The organism is Achromobacter sp. RW408 (assembly GCF_003184165.1).
Taxonomy (GTDB): Bacteria; Pseudomonadota; Gammaproteobacteria; order Burkholderiales; family Burkholderiaceae_B; genus Achromobacter; species Achromobacter xylosoxidans.
Window position 1 is genome coordinate 2,211,854 of sequence record NZ_QHHO01000049.1, and the last position, 25,617, is coordinate 2,237,470.

The window sequence follows — 25,617 nt, forward strand, 5'->3', positions numbered from 1 at the left end:
GGCGCCTGGCGGGGCGGGCGGCGGGGTTCGGCGGCCAACTGGCCGGCTGCGCCATCGCCTGCGTGGTCGGCGGCATCGCGGTGGTCTATGCCTTCGGCGTGCCGTGGCTGGCCACGGTCACCAAGATGGGGCTGGCCAAGGCGGCGACGGCGGTGGTGGTGTTCGTGCCCGGCGACCTGATCAAGGCCGCGCTGGCGGCGTGGGTGGCGACGCGGGTCGAGCGGGTCTGGCCGATGCGTGGCCGGTGAGCGCGACGCAGCGATCATGGCCCCAGGGAATCCCCCAACTGACGCCCGTTTGGCTTTCAAGTACAAGTTCGCCATTAACGAATGCGTTTGCTGAAACATGGTTTCCGTAGCACATCAGGGATTTACCGTAGTTGCGCGAAGTCATTTGATACTGTTTTAACCCTATAATATTTTTTTCTGTATAACTTTAACTAGGCTCGCTTCCGCCTCGACCGGGGCATAACAGAGCCACCACAGGAGACAAAACATGCGCAAGCACTTCGGCTTGTCCGCGGCCGCCGCCGCCGTTGCCCTGACCCTGCCGCTGCTGGCCAGCGCCCAGGTCAAGGTGGGCGTCACGGTGTCCAGCACCGGTCCCGCCGCGTCGCTCGGCATCCCCGAGCGCAATACGGTTGCGCTGCTGCCCAAGGAAGTGGCCGGCCAGAAGATCGAATGGATCGTCCTGGACGATGCCACCGACACGACGCAAGCCGTCAAGAACTCGCGCAAGCTGGCGTCCGACGACAAGGTCGACGTGCTGATCGGCACGTCGGTCACGCCGGGCTCGCTGGCCATGGTGGACGTGGCCGCCGAAGCCAAGGTGCCGATGATCAGCGTGGCCGCCAGCGCCAAGATCGTCGAACCCGTGGACGACAAGCGCCGCTGGGTCTTCAAGACCCCGCAGAACGACGCCCTGATGGCCGGCGCGCTGGCCGACGCCATGTCCAAGTCCAAGGTCAAGACGCTGGGCTTCATCGGCTTTGCCGACGCCTATGGCGACGGCTGGCTGGACGTGATGCAGAAGGCCGCCAAGGCCAAGGGCATCGAGATCGTCTCCATCGAAAAATACAGCCGCACCGACACCAGCGTGACGGGCCAGGTGCTCAAGCTGATCGGCGCCAAGCCCGACGCCATCCTGATCGCCGGCGCCGGCACCCCGTCCGCGCTGCCGCAAAAGGAACTGAAGGCCCGCAACTACGGCGGCACCATCTACCAGACCCACGGCGCCGCCAACAACGACGTGCTGCGCGTCTGCGGCAAGGACTGCGACGGCATGTACCTGCCCGCCGGCCCGCTGCTGGTCGCGGCCCAGCTGCCCGACAGCAACCCGGTCAAGAAGTCGGCCCTGGCCTACGTCGAGACCTACGAGAAGGCCAATGGCGCCGGTTCCACCAACACCTTCGGCGGCCACATGTGGGATGCCGGCCAACTGGTCGTTGCCGCGCTGCCCGCGGCCCTGAAGACCGGCGCCAAGCCCGGCACGCCGGAATTCCGCGCCGCCATGCGCGACGCCCTGGAAAACGTCAAGGACCTGGCCGCGTCGCAAGGCGTGTTCAACATGTCGCCGACCGACCACGCCGGTTTCGATGAGCGTTCGCGCGTCATCGTCAAGGTCGAAGGCGGCAAGTGGGTCTACCAGCCCGGCCTGTAATTCCCCCGGATTGCCCGATCCACGGGCGCCTGCAAGGGTGCCCGAGCAATGCTTCGCACCGGCCTCTCCGGCCGGTGTGTCGTATCAGTGTTCCGGGCGGGGTCGGAACACCAAGAATCAATAAGGTTGTTAGATGGATTCCTCAATTGCGCTGATTCTGCTGCAAGACGGTATCGTCAACGGCGCCATCTATGCCCTGCTGGGCATGGCGCTGGTGCTGGTGTTCGCCGTTACGCGCGTCATTTTCATTCCCCAGGGCGAGTTCGTGGCGTTCGGCGCCCTGACGCTCGCGATGCTGGTGGACGGCAAGGTGCCCGGCACCGCCTATCTCCTTCCGCTGCTGGGCGTCGTGTGCCTGGCGCTTGAACTGCTGCGCGCGCTGCGGACCCGCAGCGCGGCAGGCCTGCCCAAGGCCGTGTTGACCTGTCTCGTCATGCCGCTCGCGTTGCTGTGGCTGACGGTCACCTACACCGCCGCCGGCAATTCCCTGTGGCTCAACATGCTGTTGACGCTGCTGCTGGTGATCCCGATGGGCCCGATGGTCTATCGCATCGTCTACCAGCCGCTGGCCGAGGCCACCGTGCTGGTGCTGCTGATCGTGTCGGTCGCGGTGCACTTCGCGTTGACCGGCCTGGCCCTGGTGTTCTTCGGCGCCGAAGGCTGGCGCACGCCCGCGTTCGTGAGCGGCCAGGTCGACCTGGGCTTCACCACCTGGTCGGCGCAGAGCCTGTTCGTGGTCGCGACCTGCGCGCTGCTGATCATCGCGCTGTGGCTGTTCTTCGGCAAGACGCTGTACGGCCGCGCGCTGCGCGCCACCGCCGTCAACCGCCGCGGAGCGCGTCTGGTGGGCATCAGCACCACCATGTCGGGCAGCCTGACCTTCACGCTGGCCACCGCCATCGGCGCCATGTCCGGCATGCTGATCGCGCCCATCACCACGGTCTACTACGACACGGGCTTCCTGATCGGCCTGAAGGGCTTCGTCGGCGCCATCATCGGCGGCCTGGCCAGCTACCCCGTGGCGGCCGCCGGCTCGCTGCTGGTGGGCGTGCTGGAATCGTTCTCGTCCTTCTGGGCCAGCGCCTACAAGGAAGTGATCGTCTTCACCTTGATTATCCCGGTTCTGGTCTGGCGTTCGTTCAGCACCCATCACGTGGACGAAGAGGAGTAAACGCCATGAACCGCATTCTGCTTGTCGTCTTCATCGTCGTCCTGGCGGGGCTGCCGCTGCTGCCGGTCACGCCCGAGTTCTGGGTGACGCAATTGAACTACATCGGGCTGGCCAGCCTGGTGGTGCTGGGGCTGGTGCTGCTGACCGGCGTCGGCGGCCTGACCTCGTTCGGCCAGGCCGCGTTCGTCGGCCTGGGCGCGTACACCACCGCCTACCTGACCACGCAATACGATGTGTCGCCGTGGCTGGCGCTGCCCGCCGGCCTGATCCTGACCGCCGTGGTGGCGTACCTACTGGGCGCGATCACGCTGCGCCTGTCGGGCCACTACCTGCCGCTGGGCACCATCGCCTGGGGCCTGTCGCTGTACTTCCTGTTCGGCAACCTGGACTGGCTGGGCAAGCATGACGGCATCGCCGGCATCGAGCCCATCAGCATCTTCGGCATGTCGCTGGCCAGCGGCCGCCACATCTACTACCTGATCTGGGTGTTCGTGCTGCTGGCGCTGTGGGCCACCCGCAACCTGCTGAACTCGCGTCCGGGCCGCGCCATCCGCGCGCTCAAGAGCGGCGCCGGCATGGCCGAGTCGATGGGCGTGAACACGGCCGCCTACAAGGTCGTGATCTTCGTCTGGGCGGCGCTGCTGGCCTGCGTCTCGGGCTGGCTCTACGCGCACATGCAACGCGCCGTCAGCCCCAGCCCGTTCGGCATCAACTACGGCATCGAGTACCTGTTCATGGCCGTGGTCGGCGGCGCCGGCTACGTCTGGGGCGCGCTGCTCGGCTCCAGCGTCATCCTGGTGCTCAAGGACCAGCTGCAGAACCTGCTGCCCAAGCTGCTGGACACCAACGCCAACTTCGAGATGATCGTCTTCGGCGTGCTGCTGATCCTGATGCTGCAATACGCCCGCAACGGCCTCTGGCCGATCCTGGCGGGCTGGTGGGGCAGCCTCACCGGCGCCGACGGCTCGCGCCGCAACCTGGCTCCGCCCAAGCCGGCGCCGGCGCTGCCGCTGCGCGCGCGGCCGCAGGCCGGTCAAGTGGTGCTGGAGGTGGATGCCATCCGCAAGGAATTCGGAGGCCTGGTCGCCGTCAACGACATCAGCTTCAAGGTCCGCTCCGGCGAGATCATGGGCCTGATCGGCCCCAACGGCGCCGGCAAGAGCACCACCTTCAACCTGATCAGCGGCGTGCTGCCGGTGACGCGCGGCAAGGTCACCTTCATGGGCGAGCGCATCGACAGCCGTTCGGCCCGCGAGATCGCCAAGCTGGGCGTGGGCCGCACCTTCCAGCACGTGCAGCTGCTGCCGGGCATGACGGTGCTGGAAAACGTCGCGCTGGGCGCGCACCTGCGTTCCGACGTGGGCGTGTGGGCGGGCGCCCTGCACACCGACCGCGCGCGCGAAGCGCAACTGCTGCATGAGGCCGCCGAGCAGATCAAGCGCGTCGGCCTGGGCGAATACCTGTACGAACAAGCGGGCAACCTGGCGCTCGGCCAGCAACGCATCCTGGAAATCGCGCGGGCCCTGGCCAGCGATCCGGTGCTGCTGTTGCTGGACGAGCCGGCCGCCGGCCTGCGCTACAAGGAAAAGCAGGACCTGGCTCGCGTGCTGGAACAGCTGCGCGCCGAGGGCATGAGCATTCTGCTGGTTGAACACGACATGGATTTTGTGATGCGCCTGACCAACCACCTGGTGGTGATGGATTTCGGCACCAAGCTGGCCGAAGGCGTGCCGGCCGAGGTGCAACAGAACCCGGCGGTGCTGGAAGCCTACCTGGGCGGCATCGACGATGACCTGCCCGAAGCCGACCAGGCCAAGCCGGTGTCCGCGGGAGGCGTGCAATGACGACGTCCAAGCCTGTTCTCGAAGTCAGCAACCTGTCGGCCCGCTATGGCAAGGTCGGCGCGCTGGCCGGCGCCACGCTGACGGTTCCGGCCGGCAGCATCGTCACGGTGATCGGCGCCAACGGCGCCGGCAAGTCGACCATGCTGAACGCCATGATGGGATCGCTGCCGCAGACCGGCCACGCGGCCGGCTCCGTGCAGTACGCGGGCACCGATGTGTCGAGCTGGCCGGTCGAGCGCCGGGTCGCCGCCGGCATGTCGCTGGTGCCCGAGCGGCGCGAGCTGTTCGGCAGCATGTCGGTCGAAGACAACCTGCTGCTCGGTGGTTTCCGCCGCTACCGCGCCCGCGAAAGCGGCTGGCGCGACACGCTCAACGAAGTCTTCGACCTGTTCCCGCGTTTGCGTGAACGCCGCGCCCAGCAGGCCGGCACGCTCTCGGGCGGCGAGCGCCAGATGCTGGCGGTCGGCCGCGCGCTGATGGCCAAGCCGGCGCTGCTGATGCTGGACGAACCCAGCCTGGGCCTGGCGCCGCGCATCGTGCGCGAGATCTTCCACATCATCGCGCGCCTGCGCGAGACCGGCGTGGCGATCCTGCTGGTGGAACAGAATGCGCGCGCGGCGCTGCAGGTGGCCGACTACGGCTACGTGCTCGAGACCGGCGAAGTCATCCTGCACGGTCCGGCGCGCGAGCTGGCTGGCGATCCCAAGGTGATCGAGAGCTATCTCGGCCTGGGCAAGGGCGCGGAGCAGGCCGAAGCCTGATCCACGCCGCGAGGCGGGCGCTTCAGTCCGCCTCGCGCTTGAACACTTCGACCACGCGGAAGCGCTCGCACACCAGCAGCATGTCCGGCGCGTAGCCGCCATTGCGGTCGAAATAGGCGATGTGTCCGGTGCGCCAGACGTCGTAGGGGCCTTCACCCTCGGCCACGGCGAAGGCTTCGTCCACTTCGTCGAAGCGCTGGATCACGATGCTGATCGTCTCGATGGCGCAGGCCGGACGGCGGCGGCCATCCAGCACCACGTCGCGCCGGCCCGGCTCGGGCACCGGTTCCTTCTCGTCGAAGTCGCGCAGCGCGCCGCAGGTCGCGGTCTTGGCGCCCGACAACACCAATGCCAGCAATTCATCGGCCAACTCGGGCGAATCGCCGAACTGGAAGGTCACGGCGTTCTCGTAAGGGGCGGGCGGTTTCATGCGGGTGGCGCCCATTGCAGGATCAATTCTTCGTCCATCGCGGGGTCGGAGATGGAAGGGGCGCCGGTCTCGACGCGTCCGGCGAAGCGGCGGATGAAGCCGGGCGCGTCGTCGGCGCGCACGCTGAAGTCGTACCAGCCGCCGCTGGCGGCCAGGTTCCAGGCCAGGGTGGCGCCGACACCGGGCGCCAGCGCCGGTTCGTGGTGGCCGGCATGCCCATAGGCGTTGGCCTCGACCTGGAAACCGCGCGCCAGCCCGCCGGGGTTGTGGATCTTCAGCCGCAGCGTCGGGCCGGCGGCATCGCAGGCGGCTTCGACCGCCAGGGGCGCGGGATCGGCGCGCAGCCGGCCGGCAAGGTGGCGGTGAAAGCCGTTCGGGCCCAGTATCCACAGATCGTAGCGGCCGTCGTCGCCCGTCACCTGCCAGCCATCCTCCAGGTGCTTGCCGGCTTCGACGGTGTAGCGGCGTGGGCCGTCTTCCAGCCGCTGGCGGTCGTAGACGTGCAGCACGGCGCCGGCACTGCCGGTATTGTCGAAACGCAGCATGATGCGTTCATCCGCCACGCGGGCCCGCGCCGACAAGGCATATGGCAGCGGCCGCGACGGCCGCGTGCCGGCCGCCTGCCGCGCCAGGGCGGGCCGAGCGGGCGCGGGCGGGGTGATGGTGCCCGGCAGCGCGGCGGCCTGGGCCGCGCGCGTGGCGGTGGCCGGCAGGCCACGGGTCAGGTCGGCCTCGTCGGGCGTGGCGAAATCGAAGATCGACGTCAGGTCGCCGCAGACGGCGCGGCGCCACGGCGATATGTTGGGCTCGGCGACGCCGAAGCGGCGCTCGACGAAGCGCAGCACCGAGGTGTGGTCGAATACTTCGGAGTTGACCCAGCCGCCCTTGGTCCAGGGCGACAGCACGTACATCGGCACGCGCGGCCCCAGGCCGTAGACGCCGTGCAGGTGGGCGGCCGTATCGTCCTTTTCGGCGCCGGTGACGATCTCGTGGTATTCGCCGGCGGTGTCCACGGTGGACGCGCCCGCCAGCCGGCCGTCCGGGCCGCGCGAGGGCGGGGCGGGCGGCGGCATGTGGTCGAAGAAGCCGTCGTTCTCGTCGAACATCAGCAAGAGGACGGTCTTGCTCCAGACCTCGGGATTGGCGGTCAGCGCGTCCAGCACCCTTGCCGTGTAGTCCGCGCCCTGCGCCGGGCTGGAGGGGCTGGGATGCTCGGAGCCGGCCTTGGTGGCGCAGATCCACGACACCTGCGGCAAGGTGCCATCGAGCACGTCCTGGCGCAGCAGGTCCAGGCCGCGGGTGGTCAACGCCTTGTCCTTGAGCGCGGCCAGCGAGCCCGGCACGCCGTGGTAAGCGTCGCGGTAGGCCTTGAAGCCCGCGGTCGGGTTGAGCGAGTAGTTGTCCGCCATGTCCTGGTAGATGCGCCAGCGGATGCCGGCGCGCTCCAGGCGTTCGGGATAGGTGGTCCAGGTGTAGGCGCCGGCTGGATCGCCGCCGCCCAGCTTGTTGTAGGTGTTGCCCAGCGCCGGCCCGTGGCCGCGCCCCAGGCCGTCGTTGGTGCCGCTCCAGAGGAACAGCCGATTCGTATTGGTGCCGCCGGTGAACGAGCAGTGGTAGGCGTCGCACACGGTGAAGGCGCGCGCCATGGCGTACTGGAACGGCATGTCGGCCTCGGTGTAGTACGCCATCGAATGGTTCTTCTTGGCGGCCGGCCATTGGCCCATGCGGCCGGCGTCCCAGGCGTCCTGGGCGTTGGACCAGGTGTGCGGCGTGCTGGCCACGCGCATGGCCTCGTAGGCCGCGCCGGTGTCGAGCCGGAACGGCAGCACGCTGCGGGGCGCGCCGGCATCGGGACGGCCGTTGTACTGCGCCCAGACCGTGCGGCGTTCGAAGTCGGGACTGGCGGGCACCGGGATGGGAAAGCGGTCGCCGAAGCCGCGCACCCCGGCGAGGCCGCCGAAGTAATGGTCGAACGAACGGTTTTCCTGCATGAAGATGACGATGTGCTCGACGTCCTCGATCGTGCCCTTGCTGCGGTTGGCGGGAATCGCCAGCGCGCGGCGGATGGAGGCGGGCAGCAGCGCCAGGGCGCTGCCGGCGCCGGCGATCGCGGCGCCGCCGCGCAGGAATTCGCGTCGGGATTGCATGCGGGGGGTGTCCTTGCGGGGTGTCCTTGTCATGCGGCGCCGTCCCGGACGGGGCGGCGCGTTCCGTGGCGCCGCGGGGCGCCTACTGCTTGCGGGTGCTTTCGGCGTAGTCCATGTACAGCTTGTGGGCGCGGCGCGCCAGCGGGCCGTATTCCAGCTTGCGGTCTTCGACGCGGTTCACGTGCACCACCTTGCCGTAGTTGCCGGACGAGAACACTTCGTCGGCGGCCTCGATGTCGGCGCGCGTCAGGCTGCGTTCCTGGACTTCCACGCCGTCGGCCTTGAGCAGCGCCAGCACGCGGCGACGCGTGATGCCGTTCAGGAAGGTGCCGTTGTCCACCGGGGTCGAAACCACGCCGTCCTTGGCGATCCACAGGTTGCTGGAAGCGAACTCGGCGACGTTGCCGGCGCCGTCCAGCATGATGGCGTTGTCGAAGCCCTTGTCCATCGCCTCGCGGATGGCGCGCTGGCCATTGGGGTAAAGGCACGAGGCCTTGGCGTCGGTCGGCGCCATGTTGGGCCAGGAACGCGCGAAGCTGGAGAAGCAGGCGGCAAAGCCCTGGTCGCCCGGCATCGGCACCTTGAACACGTGCAGCACGAACAGGGTCTTGTCGGCATCCGGCAGCAGGAAGCCGTCGGCGCAGAAGAACATCGGCTTGATGTAGAGCTCGCTGCCTTCGGGGAACTTGGCCACCGCCTGCAGGCACAGCGCCTGGATTTCCTGCCAGCTGATCTGCGGCTTCATCAGCATCTTTTCGGCCGAGCGCACCACGCGCTGGCAGTGCAGGTCCAGGTCGGGCGTCAGGCCGCGGAACGCGCGCGCGCCGTCGAAGACCATGCTGGCCATCCAGAAGGCGTGGTCGGCGGGGCCGAGCAGTTTGGGGTTTTCGGTGGTCCAGTGACCGTTGTGCCAGAACAAGGCGTCCATGGTGGTTTCCTTCGGTGTCAGGTTGGCGCATCTCGGCGCCGAAACGTCAGGATACATGAGGCGCGGACCGCCTCACTCCTTGTCGAGCGCCGCCTGCACCCGTTCGGCCGCATCGGCCGGCATCCACTGCCGCCAGACCGGGCCGTACCGCTTGAGGAAATAGCGCGCCGCCTCTTCGGGCTCCTTGCCTTCGTTCTCCAGCCAGCCCAGCGTGGCGTCGATGGCGTCGCTCGGAATGGTCAGCTTGGCCAGGAACGCGGCCAACTGCGGCGCCTCCTTGGCGAAGGCGCTGTTGACACCGGTGACCACGGGGTTGGGCTTGAATTCGGTGGCCACGGGCTTGGCGCACTTGGGATCGGTCAGGCAGGTATAGGCGGTCTGGTCGAAGACCGGCAGTTCCAGCTTGACCAGATCGAGCGCGCCGACCAGCGCGGTGGGCGTCCAGTAGTAGAAGACGATGTCGCGCTTGCGCTTGTAGGCCGACAGGATGGCGGCCTTCTGCGCGGCGCCGGAACCGGGCGCGAACAGGCTGTAGTCGCGCTCCAGGCCCAGGGCGCGCAACAGGTTGTCGTTCAGCGTGCCGCAGGCCCAGCCGGCCGGGCAGCCGTAGATGCGGCCGCGGCCGGGATCCTCGGGGTCGGCGAAGACGTCCTTGAAGCGCGCCAGGTCCGCCGCCGATTTCAGCTCGGGATGGCGCTGCACGGTGTAACGCGGCACGTACCAGCCTTCGCCGGCGTCGTAGACATGCCCCAGGCCCTGCACCCGACCGCTGGCCAGCGCCTTTTTCCAGGCCACCTCGATCTGCCCCGGCCACACCTCGGGCGTGACGTCGACGTCGCCCCGCTGCAGGGCGGCCAGCATGGGCAGCGTCTCGCCGATCTCGACGCTGGTCTTGCAGCCGTAGCCGTGTTCCATCACGTAGCGTTCGATGCCGGCCAGCACCAGGTTGGATTCCCAGTTCAGGCCGCTGAAGCGGACCGGGCGGTCGACTTCGCAGACCGGCTTGGCGGCGTGGGCCGCGGCGGGCGCGAGCAGGGCGGCGGACAGGGCCAGGACGCCGGCGAGCAAAGGCTTCATGCGCATGATGGAGCACCTTTCTGATTGCGTGCCGGTCATTGTAAAGGCGCCATGCAATCGGGGCCGCGTGCAGCGGCCCCGAAGGTCAGGCAGGCGATGCGGCCGGCGGCCGCGCGGATCAGGCGCGCGCGGCGCGCCGCTTCTCGATCAGCGCCCCGATCTCGCCGACGATGCCGCGGCGGAACGCCAGCACGCAGATCACGAAGATCAGGCCGATCACGATGGTCACCGATTCGCCCAGGCGCAGGAACCAGTCCACGCCGGTCAGGCTGGCCATCATCTGGCCGAAGTCGCCGACCTTGTTTTCCAGCAGCACCACGATGAACGCGCCGAGGATAGGCCCGGTCAGCGTGCCGAGCCCGCCGATCAGCGTCATCAGGATCACCAGGCCCGACATCTGCCAGGTTGCGTCCGACAGGGTCGCGGACACGAACACCAGCGTCTTGGTGGCGCCCGCCAGGCCGGCGATGGCGGCCGACAGCACGAAGGCCAGCAGCTTGAAGCGATCGACGTCGTAGCCCAGCGAGATCGCGCGCGGCTCGTTCTCGCGCAGCGCCTGCAGCACCTGGCCGAACGGCGAATGCACCGTGCGCCAGATGATGAAGTAGCCGATGATGAACACGCCCATCACCAGGTAGTACAGGTTCAGGTCCTTGGACAGGTCGATGATGCCCAGCAGCGTGCCGCGCGGCACGCTCTGCAGGCCGTCCTCGCCGCCGGTGAACTTGGCCTGCAGGAAGAAGAAGAACACCATCTGCGCCAGCGCCAGCGTGATCATGGCGAAGTAGATGCCGCTGCGGCGGATCGCCAGCGCGCCCATCGCCAGGCCCAGCAGCGCGGCCACCGCGACGCCGAACAGCAATCCGATCTCGGTCGGCACGCCCCATACCTTGAGCGCGTGGCCGGCCGCGTAGGCGGCGCTGCCCAGGAAGGCGGCGTGGCCGAACGACAGCAGGCCGGTAAAGCCCAGCAGCAGGTTGAAGGCGCAGGCGAACAGGGCATAGCACATGATCTTCATGGCGAAGATCGGATACACCCCGACGAAAGGAAGTATGGCCACCACGACGGCCAGGACCGCATAGCCCAGGAATTGACGATTCATTTCTCTTTTCCGAACAGCCCGGCCGGGCGGAGCAACAGGACAATGGCCATGATGATGAAGACGACCGTGCTGGACGCCTCGGGCCAGAACACCTTGGTCAGGCCTTCGATCACGCCCAGGCCCAGGCCGGTGACGATGGCGCCCATGATGGACCCCATGCCGCCGATCACGACCACCGCGAACACCACGATGATGAGGTTGGACCCCATCAGCGGGGAGATCTGCAGCACCGGCGCCGCCAGCACGCCGGCAAAGCCGGCCAGCGCCACGCCGAAGCCGTAGGTCAGCGTGATCATGCGCGGCACGTTGACGCCGAAGGCCTCGACCAGGCGCGGGTTCTCGGTGCCGGCGCGCAGCAGGGCGCCAAGCCGCGTGCGTTCGATCACGAACCAGGTCGCCAGGCACACCACCACCGATGCCGCCACCACCCAGCCGCGGTAGTTGGGCAGCACCATGAAGCCCAGGTTGGTGGCGCCGCGCAGGGCGTCGGGCGTGGGGTAGGGCTGCCCCGACACGCCGTAGAAGCTGCGGAACAGGCCTTCGATGAGGAGTGTCAAACCGAAGGTCAGCAGCAGCCCGTAGAGGTGGTCGAGCTTGTACAGGTGCTTGAGCAACAGCTTTTCGATGATGATGCCGAACAACCCGACCACCAGCGGCGCCAGGATCAGCATGACCCAGTAATTCAACCCCAGGTACGACAGCCCCATCCAGGCCAGGAAGGCGCCCAGCATGTAGAGCGCGCCGTGCGCGAAGTTGATGACGTTCAGCAGTCCGAAGATAACCGCCAGGCCGAGCGACAGCATGGCGTAGAACGAACCGTTGACCAGTCCCAGCAGCAACTGGCCGAACAAGGCCTGTATGGGGATGCCGAAAATATCAGTCATCTTGTAAAAATCCTGCGCGTACGAAGGGAAGCGGGCAAATTCAGGATGCGACCCGGCCGCGCGGGCCAGGTCGCATCAATGGGTCGCATCGACGGGAATTACTTCTTGACCAGCTTGCAGGTCGACTCGGACAGCTTGGTGTAGACCTCGTCACCCGGCAGCGTGGCCACGACCTTGTAGTAGTCCCACGGGCCCTTGGATTCGGCCGGCGTCTTCACCTGCATCAGGTACATGTCGTGGATCATGCGGCCGTCTTCGCGCACATAGCCGCCCTGGGTGAAGAAGTCGTTGATCTTGTTCGACTTCATCCACTTCATGAGGGTGTCGGCATCGTCGGTGCCGGTGGCCTTCACGCCGTTCAGGTAGAACGTGACGGACGAGTAATCGCCCGCCTGCAGCATGGACGGCTTGCGGCCGACCTTGGCTTCGAACTTCTTGGACCAGGCGCGCGAGGCGTCGGATTGATCCCAGTACCAGCCGTCGGTCAGGTACATGCCCTTGGTGGCTTCCAGGCCCAGCGAGTGCACGTCGTTGATGAACACCAGCAGGCCGGCCATCTTCATGGTCTTGGTGACGCCGAATTCGTTGGCGGCCTTGATGGTGTTGATGGTGTCGCCACCGGCGTTGGCCATGCCCAGGATCTGCGCCTTGGACGACTGCGCCTGCAGCAGGAACGACGAGAAGTCGGAGGCGCCCAGCGGGGCGCGCACCTGGCCCTTGATCTCGCCGCCGGCGGCCTTGACCACGGCCATGGTGTCGCGTTCGAGCGCGTGGCCGAAGGCGTAGTCGGCGGTCAGGAAGAACCAGCTCTTGCCGCCATCTTTCACCACCGCCGAACCGGTGCCGCGCGCCAGCGCGACCGTGTCATAGGCGTAGTGCACGGTGTACGGCGAACATTGGGCATTGGTCAGGTCCGAAGCGCCCGCGCCGATGGCGATGAAGGGCTTCTTCTTCTCGGCGGCCACGGCCGCCATGGCCAGGCTGGTGGCCGAGTTGGTGCCGGCGATGATGACGTCGACCTTCTGCTGGTCGAACCATTCGCGCGCGCGGGCCGAGGCCACGTCGGCCTTGTTCTGGTGGTCCGCCGACAGCACCTCGATCTTCTTGCCGTTGACGTTGCCGCCGAAGTCCTCGATCGCCATGCGGACCGCTTCCAGGCCCGCCTTGCCATCGATGTCGGAATACACGCCGGACATGTCGGTGATGAAGCCGATGCGGATGACATCGTCGGAGATGCCTTGTGCCTGGGCGGTCGCCCCGGCGAATCCCAGGCCCGCCATGGCCAGTGCAGCAGTGATGGTGTGCAGCTTCATGGGATGACTCCTCTTCCCTTTGGTGTATGGGATGCCGGGAACCCGGCGGATGACAGGTTATTCAGACGCCCAACAATTCGTTGAGCGTGTCCTGTTTTTCTGAAAGTTCGGCGGCTTCGAAATGCTCGACGATCTGGCCGTGCTCCATGACGTAGAAGCGATCGGCCAGCGGCGCCGCGAAGCGGAAATTCTGTTCCACCATGACGATGGTGTAGCCACGCTGCTTGAGGGCCGTGATCATGCGGGCCAGCGCCTGCACGATGACCGGCGCCAGGCCTTCGGAGATCTCGTCCAGCAGCAGCAGGTTGGCGCCGGTGCGCAGGATGCGCGCCACCGCCAGCATCTGTTGTTCACCGCCCGACAGGCGCGTGCCGGGCGAATGCCGGCGTTCCTGCAGGTTGGGGAACATGTCGTAGATTTCGGCCAGCGACATGCCGCCGCCGAGCGAGCCCACCACGGGCGGCAGCAGCAGGTTCTCCTCGCACGACAGGCTGGCGAAGATGCCGCGTTCCTCGGGGCAATAGCCCACGCCCAGATGGGCGATCTTGTAGGTCGGCAGGTCGATGGCCTCGGTGCCGTGGATGCGCACGGAACCCTTGCGGGAACCGGTCAGGCCCAGGATGGCCCGCAGCGTGGTGGTACGGCCGGCGCCGTTGCGGCCCAGCAGCGTGACGACCTCGCCTTGCCCCACGCGCATATCCACGCCGTGCAGGATATGCGATTCCCCGTACCAGGCCTGCAGGCCCGAGATTTCCAGTGCCGGGGTACTCATGCGTGCGCTCCTTGGAGTTCGCCGTCGGTGGTGCCCATGTAGGCCTGCATCACGGCGGGATGGCGGGACACTTCGGCGTAGTTGCCCTCGGCCAGCACCGCGCCGCGCGCCAGCACGGTGATGGTGTTGGCGATCGAGGACACCACGTTCATGTTGTGTTCCACCATCAGGATGGTGCGGCCGGCGCTGACGCGCTTGATCAGCTGCGTGACGCGGTCCACGTCTTCGTGGCCCATGCCCTGCGTGGGTTCGTCCAGCAGCATCAGCTCCGGTTCCATCGCCAGCGTGGTGGCGATCTCGAGCGCGCGCTTGCGGCCGTACGGCAGGTTCACCGTGGTCTCGTTGGCGAAGGCGCCGAGGTCAACCTGGTCGAGCAGGGCGCGGGCCGGCTCGTCCAGCGCGGCCAGGCGCCTGGTGCTCTGCCAGAAATGGAACGACAGCCCGGTCTTGCGCTGCAGGCCGATGCGCACGTTCTCGAGCACGGTCAGGTGCGGGAACACCGCCGAAATCTGGAACGAGCGGATCACCCCGCGCCGCGCGATCTGCGCCGGGCGCTCACCGGTGATGTCGATGCCATTGAACTTGATGGTTCCCGAGGTGGGAGAGAGAAACTTGGTCAGCAGGTTGAAGCATGTGGTCTTGCCCGCGCCGTTCGGCCCGATCAAGGCATGAATCTCGCCTCGCTTGATACGCAAATCGACCCCATTGACCGCGACAAAACCGCGGAATTCCTTGGTGAGGCCTTTTGTCTCCAGGATCGTGTCGTCCATGTCCGCTGCACCGGCGTTGTATTTATTTGGACCCTGCCCGGCGTTATTCGCAGGGCCCCCCGCGGGGTAAGGAAAATCATGGCGATGCCACGGTTTTCTATAAGAGTTGCCGGCGAGTATGCGCACCTCCGAATCAAAATTCCATGAGGGTTTGTCATAGGTTTTGCGGTGCGGAAAGGTGAATTGTCGGATAGCGGACAATTCGCATGGCTACTGGGCGAAAACCCTATATCCTCATGCAATGCGTTGCAGCAAATCCGTATTGACCGTCATCAATCCGTCATCGTTGCAATCATCGGGAAAAACCCGGATTTGCCCATGCGCGAACGAACTTTCCGCGCGAATCCGCCGCGCGGGCGGCGCGGATCTCAGGCGGGAGTTTTGGCTTTGAATTCACAGAGATCCGAAATGCCGCATTGCGGGCATTTCGGTTTGCGCGCCACGCACACATAACGGCCGTGCAGGATCAGCCAGTGATGCGCGTCCTGCAGATACTCGCGCGGCACGAATTTCTCCAGCTTCAGTTCGACTTCCAGCACGTTCTTGCCGGGCGCCAGGCCGGTGCGGTTCGAGACCCGGAAAATGTGCGTGTCGACCGCCATGGTGGGCTGGCCGAAGGCCGTGTTCAGCACCACGTTGGCGGTCTTGCGACCGACGCCGGGCAGCGCTTCCAGCGCTTCACGGGTCTGCGGCACTTCGCCGCCATGCTGTTCGATCAGGATGCGGCAGGTGGCGATGGCGTTCTTGGCCTTGGTGCGGTACAGGCCGATGGTCTTGATGTAATCGGACAGGCCTTCCTCGCCCAGCGCCAGCAGCGCCTGCGGGGTGCCGTAACGCGGGAAGAACTTGCGCGTGGCGATGTTCACCGACTTATCGGTGGCCTGCGCCGACAGCAGCACCGCGATCAGCAGCTGGAAGGGCGTGTCGTATTCGAGTTCGGTGGTGGGCTGCGGATTGGCGGCTTGCAGGCGGGCGAAGATCTCTCGGCGTTTGGCGGCGTTCATGGGCGCGGGGCGTTGCGGCGGGCGCGGGCACGGGCCAGCGCGGATTCAATGGCGGCGCGCTTGCGGTCTTCGCCTTGCGCGTCATCGGAAGGGGCGGCGGGCGCCGGCGCGGCGGCGGCGGGCTCGGGTGCCATCAGGCGGGCGTTGTCGGCCGCCAGCCGCTCCATGCGCGCCTGGTGGTGGCGATGGCGCTGGCGGCCGGCGGCGGCGTCAGCGGCGCTCCAGGCGCGGCCGGCGGGGACCATCTCGATGCAATCCACCGGACAGGGCGCCACGCACAGGTCGCATCCGGTGCACCAGTCGGGCAGCACGGTGTGCATGTGCTTGTTGGCGCCGACGATGGCGTCGACCGGACAGGCCTGGATGCACAGCGTACAGCCGATGCAGTGCGCCTCGTCGATGCGGGCCACCAGCAGCGGGCCGGGCTCGCCGCGGCTGGCGTCCAGCGGCAGGGCGGGAGTTTCCAGCAGCGCCGCCAGGGCGGCGATGCCTTCGTCGCCGCCCGGCGGGCAGCGGTTGATCGGAGCGGCCCCGGCGGCGATGGCCTCGGCATACGGCAGGCAGCCGTCGTAGCCGCACTTGGTGCATTGCGTCTGGGGCAGCAGGGCGTCGATGCGATCGGCGAGTGAGCGACAGGACATGGCGGACAACGGGAAAAGCAAAGGGGCCCGCGAGGGCCCCCGTGGACGGACGGTGAAAGGCCTCAGGCCGATTGCCGGATGAATTCCGCGATTTTAGGACAGATCATTTCGCGCCAGCGGCGGCCGGAGAAAATCCCGTAGTGGCCGCAGTTGGGGGCGGTGTAGTGCATCTTGCGGTCGGCCGGGATGTTCTTGCACAGCTTGATGGCGGCGCGCGTCTGGCCCTGGCCGGAGATGTCGTCCAGCTCGCCCTCGATGGTGAACAGCGCCACCTTCTTGATGTCGGCCGGGCGCACCAGCTGGCCGTCGACTTCCCAGGTGCCGTTGGGCAGCGCGAATTCCTGGAACACCATGCGGATGGTGTCCAGGTAGAACTCGGCCGGCATGTCCAGCACGGCGTTGTATTCGTCGTAGAAGCGGCGGTGGGCCTCGGCGTCGCTGTCGTCGCCGCGCAGCAGGTCCAGGTAGAAGTCGTAGTGCGACTTCATGTGGCGGTCGGGGTTCATGGCCATGAACCCGGCATGCTGCAGGAAGCCCGGGTAGACCTTGCGGCCCGACCCCGGGTAGCGCGGCGGCACCGGGTGGATGACCTGGTTCTCGAACCACGAATAGGGCTTGGTGGTGGCCAGGCGGTTCACCTGCGTGGGCGACTGGCGCGGATCGATCGGGCCGCCCATCATGACCATGCTGCGCGGTTGGCAGGGATCGTTGGCCGAGGCCATCAGCGACACGGCGGCCAGCACCGGCACGGTGGGCTGGCAGACGGAAATCACGTGCACGTCCGGCCCCAGGTGGCGGATGAAGTCCTGCACGTAGCGCACGTAATCGTTCAGGTGGAACGGGCCGGCCGACAGCGGCACCATGCGCGCGTCGATCCAGTCGGTGACGTAGACGTCATGGCCGGGCAGCAAGGCGCGCACGGTATCGCGCAGCAGCGTGGCGTGATGGCCCGACAGCGGCGCCACCAGCAGCACCTTGGGATCGTCCTGCGGGGTCTGGCGCACGTCGCGATGGAAATGCACCAGGCGGCAGAAGGGCTTGTCCAGCACGACCGATTCCGTGACCCGGACCGGCTTGCCGGCAATTTCCGTGGCGGGCAGGTTCCAGGCGGGTTTCTGGTATTCCTTGCCGATGCGCGTCATCAGCTCGTATCCCGCGGCCATCTGGCGCGAGATCGGGGTGTAGGCGAGGGGACTGTAAGGGCTGGAGAACAGCTGGGAACCGGCATCCGTGAATGCAGCGAACGGAGTCAGGAAGGCGCGCTGCATTTCGTGCAATTGGTACAGCATTTGGGGAAGTCCTTCTGGGTCGTGCGTGTGCCCCGATTATTGCGCCGGGGAGTAACGGTATTTCCAATTTGTCTGACGAAAGCGCCCGAAAACCGGATTTTGTGTTGCAAAAATGCGACCCGTCATCCCTTGCGCACCAGTTTAGGGCGCAATCGTGTTGCATTGGAGGGTAAAACGGCGGATTTTCGCCCTAGGCCGGACGGGCCAGGAGGGGCCGATCCGGACCGGGCGAAGACTCACCAGTAGTTTTCCACCGCGAGGTTGCCGGGGATGCCGCGGCGGCCCGGCTTGAAGCCGCGTTCGCCCAGCAGCTTGCGGGCGTCGGCCAGCATGTCCGGATTGCCGCAGAGCATGATCTTCGCTTGCTCCGGGTCCAGCGGCAGGCCGGCCAGGCGTTCCAGTCCGCCGTCGGCGATCAGGGCGGTCAGGCGCGCCTGCGGCATGCCGGGCAGCGTCTCGCGGGTGGCGATCGGCAGGTAGGTCAGCTTGTCCGGCTCGGCCGCGAACAGCTCCGCCAGGGACGGGTCATTGCGCCAGCCTTCGATTTCCTCGCGGTAGGCCAGCTCCGCCGCGGTGCGCACGCCGTGCACCAGGACGATGCGGCGGTAGGCACGCCACACGGCCGGGTCGCGCAGGATCGACAGGTAGGCCGACAGGCCGGTGCCGGAGGCCAGCAGCCAGAGGTCGCCGCCGGGGGCGAAGCGTTCCAGCGTCAGGAAGCCGTAGGGCGCTTTCTCGACATACAGCGCGTCGCCGGGCTGCAGCCGCGCCATGCGCGGGCTGAACAGGCCCTCGGGCACCACGATGGAATAGAACTCCAGCCAGGGCTGGTGTGGCGCCGAGACCATCGAATAGGCGCGCCACAGCGTCGGCAGGCCATCGGGGTCGTCCGCGCCCGGCAGACCGACGCGGGCGAACTGGCCCGGCTGGAAGGCATACGCGTCGTCGCGCGTGACGCGCACCGAGAACAGTTTGTCGGGCACCCAGGTATGGACGTGGGTGACGGTCTGGCGCGTGTATTTGGAATCGTCGGTCATCGGCACATCGCGCGGCGCGGGCCGCTGGCGGCCGCGCGCTCGCGGATCATTTTTCCAGGTATTGCAGCTTGTCCTGCTTGCCGTTCCATTCGTCGGCGTCGGGCAGCGGCTTCTTGGCTCGGCTGATGCTGGCGAACTCGGGCGAGAGTTCGGCGTTCAGGGCGATGAAGTTGAGCTGGTCCTGCGGCACGTCTTCCTCGGCGTAGATGGCGTTGGCCGGGCACTCGGGGATGCACACGGCGCAGTCGATGCATTCGTCGGGGTCGATCACCAGGAAGTTCGGACCCTCACGAAAACAGTCCACCGGGCATACGTCGACGCAATCGGTGTACTTGCACTTGATACAGTTTTCGGTGACTACGTGGGTCATTCTCAGGAGCTCCGGGCTGGCGGCATTTGTGTCTTGTTGCGCCAATTTTACCCAATGCGGGGCCGATACGCCGCCAATACCCTGTTGACATCGTGGCGCAATGGGGGTTCGGCCGGGCCCGCTATGCTATGGTGTCGCGAAACGATACGCGCAATCATGATAATCACCTCGCTGCTCGACACCGACCTGTATAAATTCAGCATGATGCAGGTGGTGCTGCATCAGTTTCCCGCTGCCCAGGTCGAGTACCGTTACAAATGCCGGACTCCGGGGGTCAACCTGCGCCCCTACCTGGACGAAATTCGCGAAGAAGTGCACCAGTTGTGCCAATTGCGCTTCACCGAGGACGAACTTAAATATCTGGGTGGCTTGCGTTTCATCAAAAGCGACTTCGTCGATTTCCTCGAATTGTTCCACCTGCCCGAGCGCTGCATCAGCATCGAAGAGGGCGAGGGGCCGGGCGAGATCAGCATCGAGGTCAAGGGCCCCTGGCTGCACACCATCCTGTTCGAGATCCCGGTGCTGGCCATCGTCAACGAGGTCTACTTCCGCAACACGCGCAAGAACCCGGACTGGGCCGAGGGCCGCAAGCGCCTGCAGTCCAAGATGCACCTGGTGCTGGACGACCCGGCGCTGGCCGATTTCCGCGTGGCCGAATACGGCACCCGCCGCCGCTTCTCCAAGGTCTGGCATGAAGAGATCGTGTCGACCATGAAGGCCCAGATGGGGCCGCACTTCGCCGGCACCAGCAACGTGCTGCTGGCCAAGCAGCACGAAGTCCTGCCGCTGGGCACCATGGGCCACGAATATCTGCAGGCCTGCCAGGCGCTCGGTCCGCGGCTGCGTGATTCGCAGGTGTTCGCGTTGGAAGTGTGGGCCAAGGAATACCGCGGCGACCTGGGCATCGCGCTGTCGGACGTCTATGGCATGGACGCCTTCCTGCGCGACTTCGACATGTATTTCTGCAAGCTGTTCGACGGCGCGCGGCACGATTCGGGCGATCCCTTCGTCTGGGGCGAACGCTTGCTCGAGCACTACCGCAAGAACCGCGTCGACCCGCGCGCCAAGACGCTGGTGTTCTCGGATTCGCTGACCTTCCCGCGCGCCATCGAGCTGGCGCGCCAGTTCGCCGGCCGCTGCAAGGTGTCATTCGGCATCGGCACCAACCTGACCAACGACCTTGGCCACGAGCCGCTGCAGATCGTCATGAAGATGGTGCGTTGCAATGGCCAGCCGGTGGCCAAGGTGTCCGACGCGCCCGAGAAGACCATGTGCGACGATCCGGCCTACCTGGCCTATCTGCGCCAGGTGTTCCAGCTGCCGCCCGCCTGAAACCCGGTCAGGGTAAAGTTCGCCATTCTTCGCATTGTTCAACCCGCAACTCGTCATTAGGGGAATATTCATGAGCAGCATCAAGCGCTTCCACGTCGCCAAGCGCCTGTCGGACATGGCCGTGTACAACGGCGTCGCGTACCTGGCGGGCCAGGTGCCGGACGATTCCACGCTGGACATCACCGGCCAGACCGAGCAAGTGCTCGCCACCATCGACCGCCTGCTGGCTGAAGCCGGCACGGACAAGACCAAGATCCTGATGGCCCAGATCTACGTGGCCAACATGAAGGAATTCGACGGCATGAACAAGGCCTGGGACGCCTGGGTCGCCGACGGCAACTCGCCTCCGCGCGCCACCGTCGAGGCCCGCCTGGCCAATCCCGACTTCAAGGTCGAGATCGTCGTCACCGCCGCCGTCGCCTGATCGGCGCGTCCGCGCGATGAAAAGCCCTCCGGCAGGCCGGAGGGCTTTTTTTGTTTGCGCAGGCCGTCGCGTGGCGTCACGGCGCCGTGACCGCCGGGAAGAATTGCCGACTCTGGCGACGCGCGCCGGGTCGGCCGGCCCGCGCTGACCGGCGGCTGGCCCGCGTCAACCCGCCGTCAGCAGCAGCCCCGCGAGCAGGCCGCCGGCTTGCTCGCAGCGCGCCAGCTCGGCCGGGGCCACGGTCTTGGGGGCGGCGATCTGTTCCGGCGTCTGGGCGCCCAGGTTGACGATCAGGGCCGGCGCCAAGGCCCGCAGCCGCCAGCCGGTGCAGATGCGCTCCACCTGGCGCGCCGCGCCGGCGCCGTCGCTGCCGGCGCTGACCAGGCAGGCGTAGGGCCGGCCGGATATGCGATCGAGCACGCCGTAGTAGCAGCGGTCGAAGAACTCCTTCATTTCGCCGCTCAGGCTGGCCAGGTTTTCCGGCGCGCAGAACAGGAAGCCGTCGCTGGCCAGCACCTCGTCGACCCCGGCGTCCGCGGCGCGGCGCAGCGTCACCGCCAGGTCGTCCGCCTGTTCCAGCTGCGCCGCCGCCGCGGCCGCGCCGCGGGCGGCGGCCTCGGCCATCTGGCGGGCCGCGCCGGTGCGGGAATGCCACACGATCAGCAGCCGTTTCATGGGTAGCGCGCCAGGGTGTCCTGGCGGTAGTAGGCCCGCAGCAGGCCGAACCATTCGGGCAGGGCCTCGGCCATGGGGTGGGGATCGACGAAGAAGTGCTCGGAACTGACGGCGAAGAACTCGGCCTCGTCGGTGGCGGCGTAGGGATCCAGCGGCAACTGGCCGTACCAGGCGTCGGCCTCGGCGCTTTCCGGGTCCACGTCATGCGGAATCGCGGCTTCCACCGCGTCCACCGCGGCGATGAAACGGTCCAGGCTGTCGTCCAGGACGCGGCGCCATTCGCGCGGCTTGATATCGCCGTGCGCCGCCAGCGACGGCATGCCGTCGGCAAAGCCCGCTTGCAGGTCGAGCTTGTGCGCGAACTCGTGGATCACCACGTTGAAGCCGCCCTCGGACAGTTGCGTGTCCTCCCAGGACAGCACCAGCGGGCCGCCTTCCCAGGCCTCGCCGGCGGCGTCCTCCAGGTATTCGTGCATCACGCCGTCCTCGTCCATCTGCTTGCGCGGGATGCGAAAGCCCGCGGGGTACACGATGATTTCGTCCCAGCCTTCGTACAGCGTGGGCGTCAGGTTCAGGATAGGCAGGCTGGCCTGGGCGGCGATCGACAGCCGCATGAAGTCGGTGACCTCCAGGCCGCGGGCGCCATTGATGGTCTTGCTGGCCAGCAGCCAGGCCGAGCGCGCCAGCAACTGCGCGGATTCGTCGGCGTCCAGCGCCGCCAGGAAGGGGTGGGCCTGCAGCACCTGCCGCCAGAGGTCGGGCGCGATCCGGGCCTGCATCTGCGCCACCTCGGCGGCGCGCGCTCCCCGGCCCTTGAGCCAGCGCAACATAAGCTTGGGTTCCTTGTATATGTGCCCGGTGGTTGCCGGGGTTTTCAGCGTTGATTCCTAGTGTAGAGTGTCGGAATCCTCGATTACCGTAACCGCAATACGCCCGCGATGTCCGCCCCGCCCGTTCCTGATGCGCCTTCGCCTTTCGACGCTTCCTGGCGACAGGAGGCGGGGGCGGGCCTCGACGCCGACGGCCTTGCGCTTATCGACCAGGCGGTGGCCTGGTCGGTTCCCCGTTTCGAGGGCCAGCAGGCCCTGACCGGCGAACCGCTGGCCTCGCACGGCGCCGGCGTGGTGCGGATCCTGGCCGGCTTGCACACCGACGCCGCCACGCGCGCCGCGGCCCTGCTGGCCGCCTTGCCGACCGACCTGACCGCGCCGGCTCCCGCGCTGCGCAACGACCCCGTCGCCACCACCTTCGGCGCCGAGGTCGCCCGCCTGGTGCAGGGCACCCGGGCCCTGTTGCGGCTGGGCGTGGTCGCGCGCCAGGCCAGCGACGCCGAAGCGGAAACCGGCTCGCAGAAGGAAATGCAGCGCAAGATGCTGCTGGCCATGGCGGCCGATCTGCGCATCGTGCTGATGCGCCTGGCCTCGCGCCTGCGCACCCTGCGCTGGCACGCCGAAAGCAAGACGCCCTGTTCGACCGCCTTCGCCCGCGAAACCCTGGACCTGTACGCGCCGCTGGCCAACCGCCTGGGCATCTGGCAGATCAAGTGGGAAATGGAAGACCTGGCGTTCCGCTTCCTGGAGCCCGACCGCTACAAGCAGATCGCCCGCCTGCTCGAGGAAAAGCGGGTCGAGCGCGAAGCCTTCATCGCCGGCGCCATCGAACGCCTGCAGACGGCGCTGGCCAAACATGGCATCGAAGCCGAGGTCAGCGGCCGGCCCAAGCACATCTACAGCATCTGGAACAAGATGCGGGTCAAGCGCCTGGATTTCTCGCAGATGTACGACCTGCGCGCGCTGCGCATCATCGTCGACGACGTGCGCGCCTGCTACACGGCGCTGGGCATGGTGCACGAGATGTGGACGCCGCTGTCCGACGAATTCGACGACTACATCTCGCGGCCCAAGCCCAACGGTTACCGTTCGCTGCATACCGTGGTGGCCGACGACGACGGCCGGCCGTTCGAGGTGCAGATCCGTACGCGCGAGATGCACCAGTTCGCCGAGTACGGCATGGCCGCGCACTGGCGCTACAAGGAAGCCGGCGCCAAGGGCGGGCAGGTGGCGGCCTCCAGCGAGTACGACCGGCAACTGGCCTGGATGCGCCAACTGCTGGCCTGGAACACGGACGTCGAGGCGGGCGATGGCGCCGCGGCCGACAAGTCCGATGCGGCCAAGCCCGCCGCCGCCAAGTCCGGCCCGGGCAAGAGCCGCCACGCCGCCGTCACGCCGGCTCCCACGGACGAGCGCATCTACGTGCTGACGCCGCAGGCGCGGGTGATCGAGCTGCCGGCCGGCGCCACGCCGGTCGACTTCGCCTATCACCTGCATACCGACCTGGGCCACCGCTGCCGCGGCGCGCGGGTCGACGGCCAGATGGTGCCGCTGCAGACACGCCTGGCCACCGGCCAGACGGTCGAGATCATCTCGGCCAAGTCCGGCGGCCCGTCGCGCGACTGGCTCAATCCACAGCTCGGGTTCCTGGCCAGCCCGCGCGCCCGCGCCAAGGTGCGCATGTGGTTCAACGCCATCGAACTGCAGCAGCGCATCACGCAAGGCCAGGCGCTGGTCGAAAAGGAACTGCAACGGCTGGGCAAGACCGCGGTCAATCTCGAACAGCTGGCGCAGAACCTCGGGTTCGCCCGCGCCGACGACCTGTACGTGGCCGCCGCCAAGGAAGAATTCAGCCTGCGCCAGATCGACGCCGTGTTCCAGCAGCCGGCGCCCGCCGCCGAGCCGCAGCCGGCCGCCCTGCGCCACGCCAGCGCCGGCAGCGCCGAGAAAAGCGGCAAGAGCGGGGTGCTGGTGGTGGGCGTGGGCTCGCTGCTGACGCAGCTGGCGCGCTGCTGCCGCCCGGCGCCGCCCGACGCCATCGCCGGTTTCGTGACGCGCGGGCGCGGGGTGTCGATCCACCGCAGCGACTGCCACAGCTATCTGGCGCTGGCCGCGCGCGAGCCCGAGCGCGTGATCGAGGTGGCCTGGGGCGAGACCCCTGCGGACACGTTCTATCCGGTCGACATCAGCGTGCGCGCGCACGACCGCTCCGGCCTGCTGCGCGACCTGTCCGAAGTGTTCGCGCGGCTGCGCCTGAACGTGGTGGGCGTGAACACCCAGAGCCGGCAGTCGCTGGCCCATATGGTGTTCACGGTGGAAGTGCGCGGCGGCGAATCGCTGGCGCGCGCGCTGGATGCCCTGGCGGAAGTGCCGGGCGTGTCGTCGGCGGTGCGCCGCTAGCCTGCGATGCAAGACGGGCCGCCCCGGGGACGGGCGGCTCGGAAGAGGGCGCCCATGCAAGGTCGTTGCCAGGGCCGCCCCGTAATGGACCATCGCCCGGGCCATTGCGGCCCGGGAATATCAGTGATCCAGGTTCTCGTGGGCGCGTTCGCGCATGAAGAACGACGCCACCAGCCCCAGCGCCACGCCGAACATTACGTAGTAGGCCGGCGCCATGGGAGAACCCGTGGTCTTGATCAGCCAGGTCACGATGAACTGGGCAAAACCGCCAAAGATCATCACCGCCACGTTATAGGCCAGCGACAGGCCCACCGAGCGTACCCGCGCCGGGAACAGTTCCGCCATGACGGTGCTGAACACGCCGAAGAAAGCCGACACGAAGAAGCACACCACGATCTGCACGGTCAGCAGCCGGCCGATCGACGGCGCGTCCGACAGCCAGTAGTACAGCGGATACAGGACCACCAGGTAGCCGATCAGCGAGCCGATCACGATGGGGCGGCGGCCGGCGCGGTCGGACCAGGCGCCCATGAACGGCGTCAGCAGCACCATCAGCGCGGCGCCCGCCATCTGCACCAGGAAGGTCTGGTTCAGCGGCAGCTTGAGGATCTGGGTCGAGTAGGTTACCAGGTACGTGAAGGTGATGTAGATCGACACCGTCGCCGTCACCACCAGGCCCACGCCGATCAGCGTCTCGCGGGTGTGCGTGCGGACCATCTCGCCCAGGCTCAGGCGCTGTACTTCGCCGCGCGCGGCG

At 67.2% G+C, this 25,617-nt stretch carries 25 protein-coding genes; 8 read left to right on the forward strand and 17 right to left on the reverse strand.

Annotated elements, in window-relative coordinates:
- The 5 genes from DK459_RS29665 to DK459_RS29685 all read left to right on the forward strand — a co-directional run.
- Nucleotides 1–248: biotin transporter BioY (locus tag DK459_RS29665; protein ID WP_233256877.1), on the forward strand; the 248-nt coding region annotated here is incomplete at its 5' end.
- Between the two features lie 247 nt (nt 249–495).
- Nucleotides 496–1,659, forward strand: a complete 1,164-nt coding sequence (locus DK459_RS29670) for an ABC transporter substrate-binding protein (RefSeq protein WP_006389246.1) — start codon at nt 496–498, stop codon at nt 1,657–1,659.
- Nucleotides 1,660–1,792: 133 nt separating this feature from the next.
- Nucleotides 1,793–2,830, forward strand: coding sequence for a branched-chain amino acid ABC transporter permease (locus tag DK459_RS29675; RefSeq protein WP_110135228.1), 1,038 nt, complete (start codon nt 1,793–1,795; stop codon nt 2,828–2,830).
- Between the two features lie 5 nt (nt 2,831–2,835).
- The gene (locus DK459_RS29680) at nt 2,836–4,674 is read left to right on the forward strand and encodes an ATP-binding cassette domain-containing protein (protein WP_020924721.1); all 1,839 of its coding nucleotides are present in this window, start codon (nt 2,836–2,838) and stop codon (nt 4,672–4,674) included.
- Nucleotides 4,671–5,435, forward strand: a complete 765-nt coding sequence (locus DK459_RS29685) for an ABC transporter ATP-binding protein (RefSeq protein WP_006389249.1) — start codon at nt 4,671–4,673, stop codon at nt 5,433–5,435. The genes DK459_RS29680 and DK459_RS29685 overlap by 4 nt, the downstream gene beginning before the upstream one ends.
- A gap of 22 nt (nt 5,436–5,457) precedes the next feature.
- Here DK459_RS29685 and DK459_RS29690 read toward each other — a convergent pair whose 3' ends face one another.
- The 14 genes from DK459_RS29690 to fdxA form a co-directional block, all read right to left on the reverse strand.
- The gene (locus DK459_RS29690) at nt 5,458–5,865 is read right to left on the reverse strand and encodes an ASCH domain-containing protein (protein WP_054499451.1); all 408 of its coding nucleotides are present in this window, start codon (nt 5,863–5,865) and stop codon (nt 5,458–5,460) included.
- A complete protein-coding gene (locus DK459_RS29695) occupies nt 5,862–8,012 on the reverse strand; it encodes a phosphocholine-specific phospholipase C (protein WP_110135229.1) in 2,151 nt (716 codons plus the stop codon). The genes DK459_RS29690 and DK459_RS29695 overlap by 4 nt, the downstream gene beginning before the upstream one ends.
- A gap of 82 nt (nt 8,013–8,094) precedes the next feature.
- Nucleotides 8,095–8,940 (reverse strand): branched-chain amino acid aminotransferase, encoded by an 846-nt coding sequence (locus tag DK459_RS29700; protein ID WP_006389253.1) that lies wholly within the window; start codon nt 8,938–8,940, stop codon nt 8,095–8,097.
- A gap of 72 nt (nt 8,941–9,012) precedes the next feature.
- Nucleotides 9,013–10,023, reverse strand: coding sequence for an ABC transporter substrate-binding protein (locus DK459_RS29705; RefSeq protein WP_110135230.1), 1,011 nt, complete (start codon nt 10,021–10,023; stop codon nt 9,013–9,015).
- 112 nt (nt 10,024–10,135) lie between these two features.
- On the reverse strand, nt 10,136–11,119 hold the full coding sequence (locus DK459_RS29710; protein WP_006389255.1) for a branched-chain amino acid ABC transporter permease: 984 nt from the start codon (nt 11,117–11,119) through the stop codon (nt 10,136–10,138).
- A complete protein-coding gene (locus DK459_RS29715) occupies nt 11,116–12,003 on the reverse strand; it encodes a branched-chain amino acid ABC transporter permease (protein ID WP_006389256.1) in 888 nt (295 codons plus the stop codon). Before DK459_RS29715 ends, DK459_RS29710 begins: the two co-directional genes overlap by 4 nt.
- A gap of 98 nt (nt 12,004–12,101) precedes the next feature.
- Nucleotides 12,102–13,316 carry an ABC transporter substrate-binding protein gene (locus DK459_RS29720; protein WP_006389257.1) on the reverse strand — a complete coding sequence of 405 codons (1,215 nt, stop codon included), beginning with the start codon at nt 13,314–13,316 and terminating at the stop codon, nt 12,102–12,104.
- A gap of 61 nt (nt 13,317–13,377) precedes the next feature.
- Complete coding sequence (locus DK459_RS29725; protein ID WP_006389258.1) at nt 13,378–14,088, reverse strand: ABC transporter ATP-binding protein; 711 nt, start codon at nt 14,086–14,088, stop codon at nt 13,378–13,380.
- Nucleotides 14,085–14,858, reverse strand: coding sequence for an ABC transporter ATP-binding protein (locus tag DK459_RS29730; RefSeq protein ID WP_006389259.1), 774 nt, complete (start codon nt 14,856–14,858; stop codon nt 14,085–14,087). The genes DK459_RS29725 and DK459_RS29730 overlap by 4 nt, the downstream gene beginning before the upstream one ends.
- A 368-nt stretch (nt 14,859–15,226) precedes the next feature.
- Nucleotides 15,227–15,862 carry an endonuclease III gene (gene nth, locus DK459_RS29735; protein WP_020924716.1) on the reverse strand — a complete coding sequence of 212 codons (636 nt, stop codon included), beginning with the start codon at nt 15,860–15,862 and terminating at the stop codon, nt 15,227–15,229.
- Nucleotides 15,859–16,503 carry an electron transport complex subunit RsxB gene (rsxB, locus tag DK459_RS29740; protein ID WP_054484080.1) on the reverse strand — a complete coding sequence of 215 codons (645 nt, stop codon included), beginning with the start codon at nt 16,501–16,503 and terminating at the stop codon, nt 15,859–15,861. Before rsxB ends, nth begins: the two co-directional genes overlap by 4 nt.
- A 62-nt stretch (nt 16,504–16,565) precedes the next feature.
- Nucleotides 16,566–17,792: a polyhydroxyalkanoate depolymerase gene (locus DK459_RS29745; RefSeq protein ID WP_020924714.1), complete on the reverse strand. Its 1,227-nt coding sequence runs from the start codon at nt 17,790–17,792 to the stop codon at nt 16,566–16,568.
- 236 nt (nt 17,793–18,028) lie between these two features.
- The gene (locus DK459_RS29750) at nt 18,029–18,829 is read right to left on the reverse strand and encodes a ferredoxin--NADP reductase (RefSeq protein ID WP_020924712.1); all 801 of its coding nucleotides are present in this window, start codon (nt 18,827–18,829) and stop codon (nt 18,029–18,031) included.
- A gap of 46 nt (nt 18,830–18,875) precedes the next feature.
- Nucleotides 18,876–19,199, reverse strand: coding sequence for a ferredoxin FdxA (gene fdxA / locus DK459_RS29755; protein ID WP_006389264.1), 324 nt, complete (start codon nt 19,197–19,199; stop codon nt 18,876–18,878).
- A 156-nt stretch (nt 19,200–19,355) separates the two neighbouring features.
- Between fdxA and pncB the strand changes: the two genes are divergently transcribed.
- Both pncB and DK459_RS29765 read left to right on the forward strand, forming a co-directional pair.
- On the forward strand, nt 19,356–20,531 hold the full coding sequence (gene pncB / locus DK459_RS29760; RefSeq protein ID WP_006389265.1) for a nicotinate phosphoribosyltransferase: 1,176 nt from the start codon (nt 19,356–19,358) through the stop codon (nt 20,529–20,531).
- Between the two features lie 70 nt (nt 20,532–20,601).
- Nucleotides 20,602–20,955 (forward strand): RidA family protein, encoded by a 354-nt coding sequence (locus tag DK459_RS29765; RefSeq protein WP_006389266.1) that lies wholly within the window; start codon nt 20,602–20,604, stop codon nt 20,953–20,955.
- Between the two features lie 165 nt (nt 20,956–21,120).
- On the opposite strand, the gene DK459_RS29770 is transcribed toward DK459_RS29765, so the two are convergent.
- Together DK459_RS29770 and DK459_RS29775 are read right to left on the reverse strand one after the other, a co-directional pair.
- Nucleotides 21,121–21,630, reverse strand: a complete 510-nt coding sequence (locus tag DK459_RS29770; RefSeq protein ID WP_070668434.1) for a flavodoxin family protein — start codon at nt 21,628–21,630, stop codon at nt 21,121–21,123.
- A complete protein-coding gene (locus DK459_RS29775) occupies nt 21,627–22,460 on the reverse strand; it encodes a zinc-dependent peptidase (RefSeq protein WP_020924710.1) in 834 nt (277 codons plus the stop codon). Before DK459_RS29775 ends, DK459_RS29770 begins: the two co-directional genes overlap by 4 nt.
- Nucleotides 22,461–22,568: 108 nt before the next feature.
- Here DK459_RS29775 and DK459_RS29780 point away from each other — a divergent pair, with 108 nt between their 5' ends.
- Entirely contained in the window at nt 22,569–24,860 is a 2,292-nt protein-coding gene (locus DK459_RS29780; protein WP_024068097.1) for a bifunctional (p)ppGpp synthetase/guanosine-3',5'-bis(diphosphate) 3'-pyrophosphohydrolase, read from the forward strand.
- Between the two features lie 120 nt (nt 24,861–24,980).
- On the opposite strand, the gene DK459_RS29785 is transcribed toward DK459_RS29780, so the two are convergent.
- Nucleotides 24,981–25,617: MFS transporter (locus tag DK459_RS29785; protein WP_146221932.1), on the reverse strand; the 637-nt coding region annotated here is incomplete at its 5' end.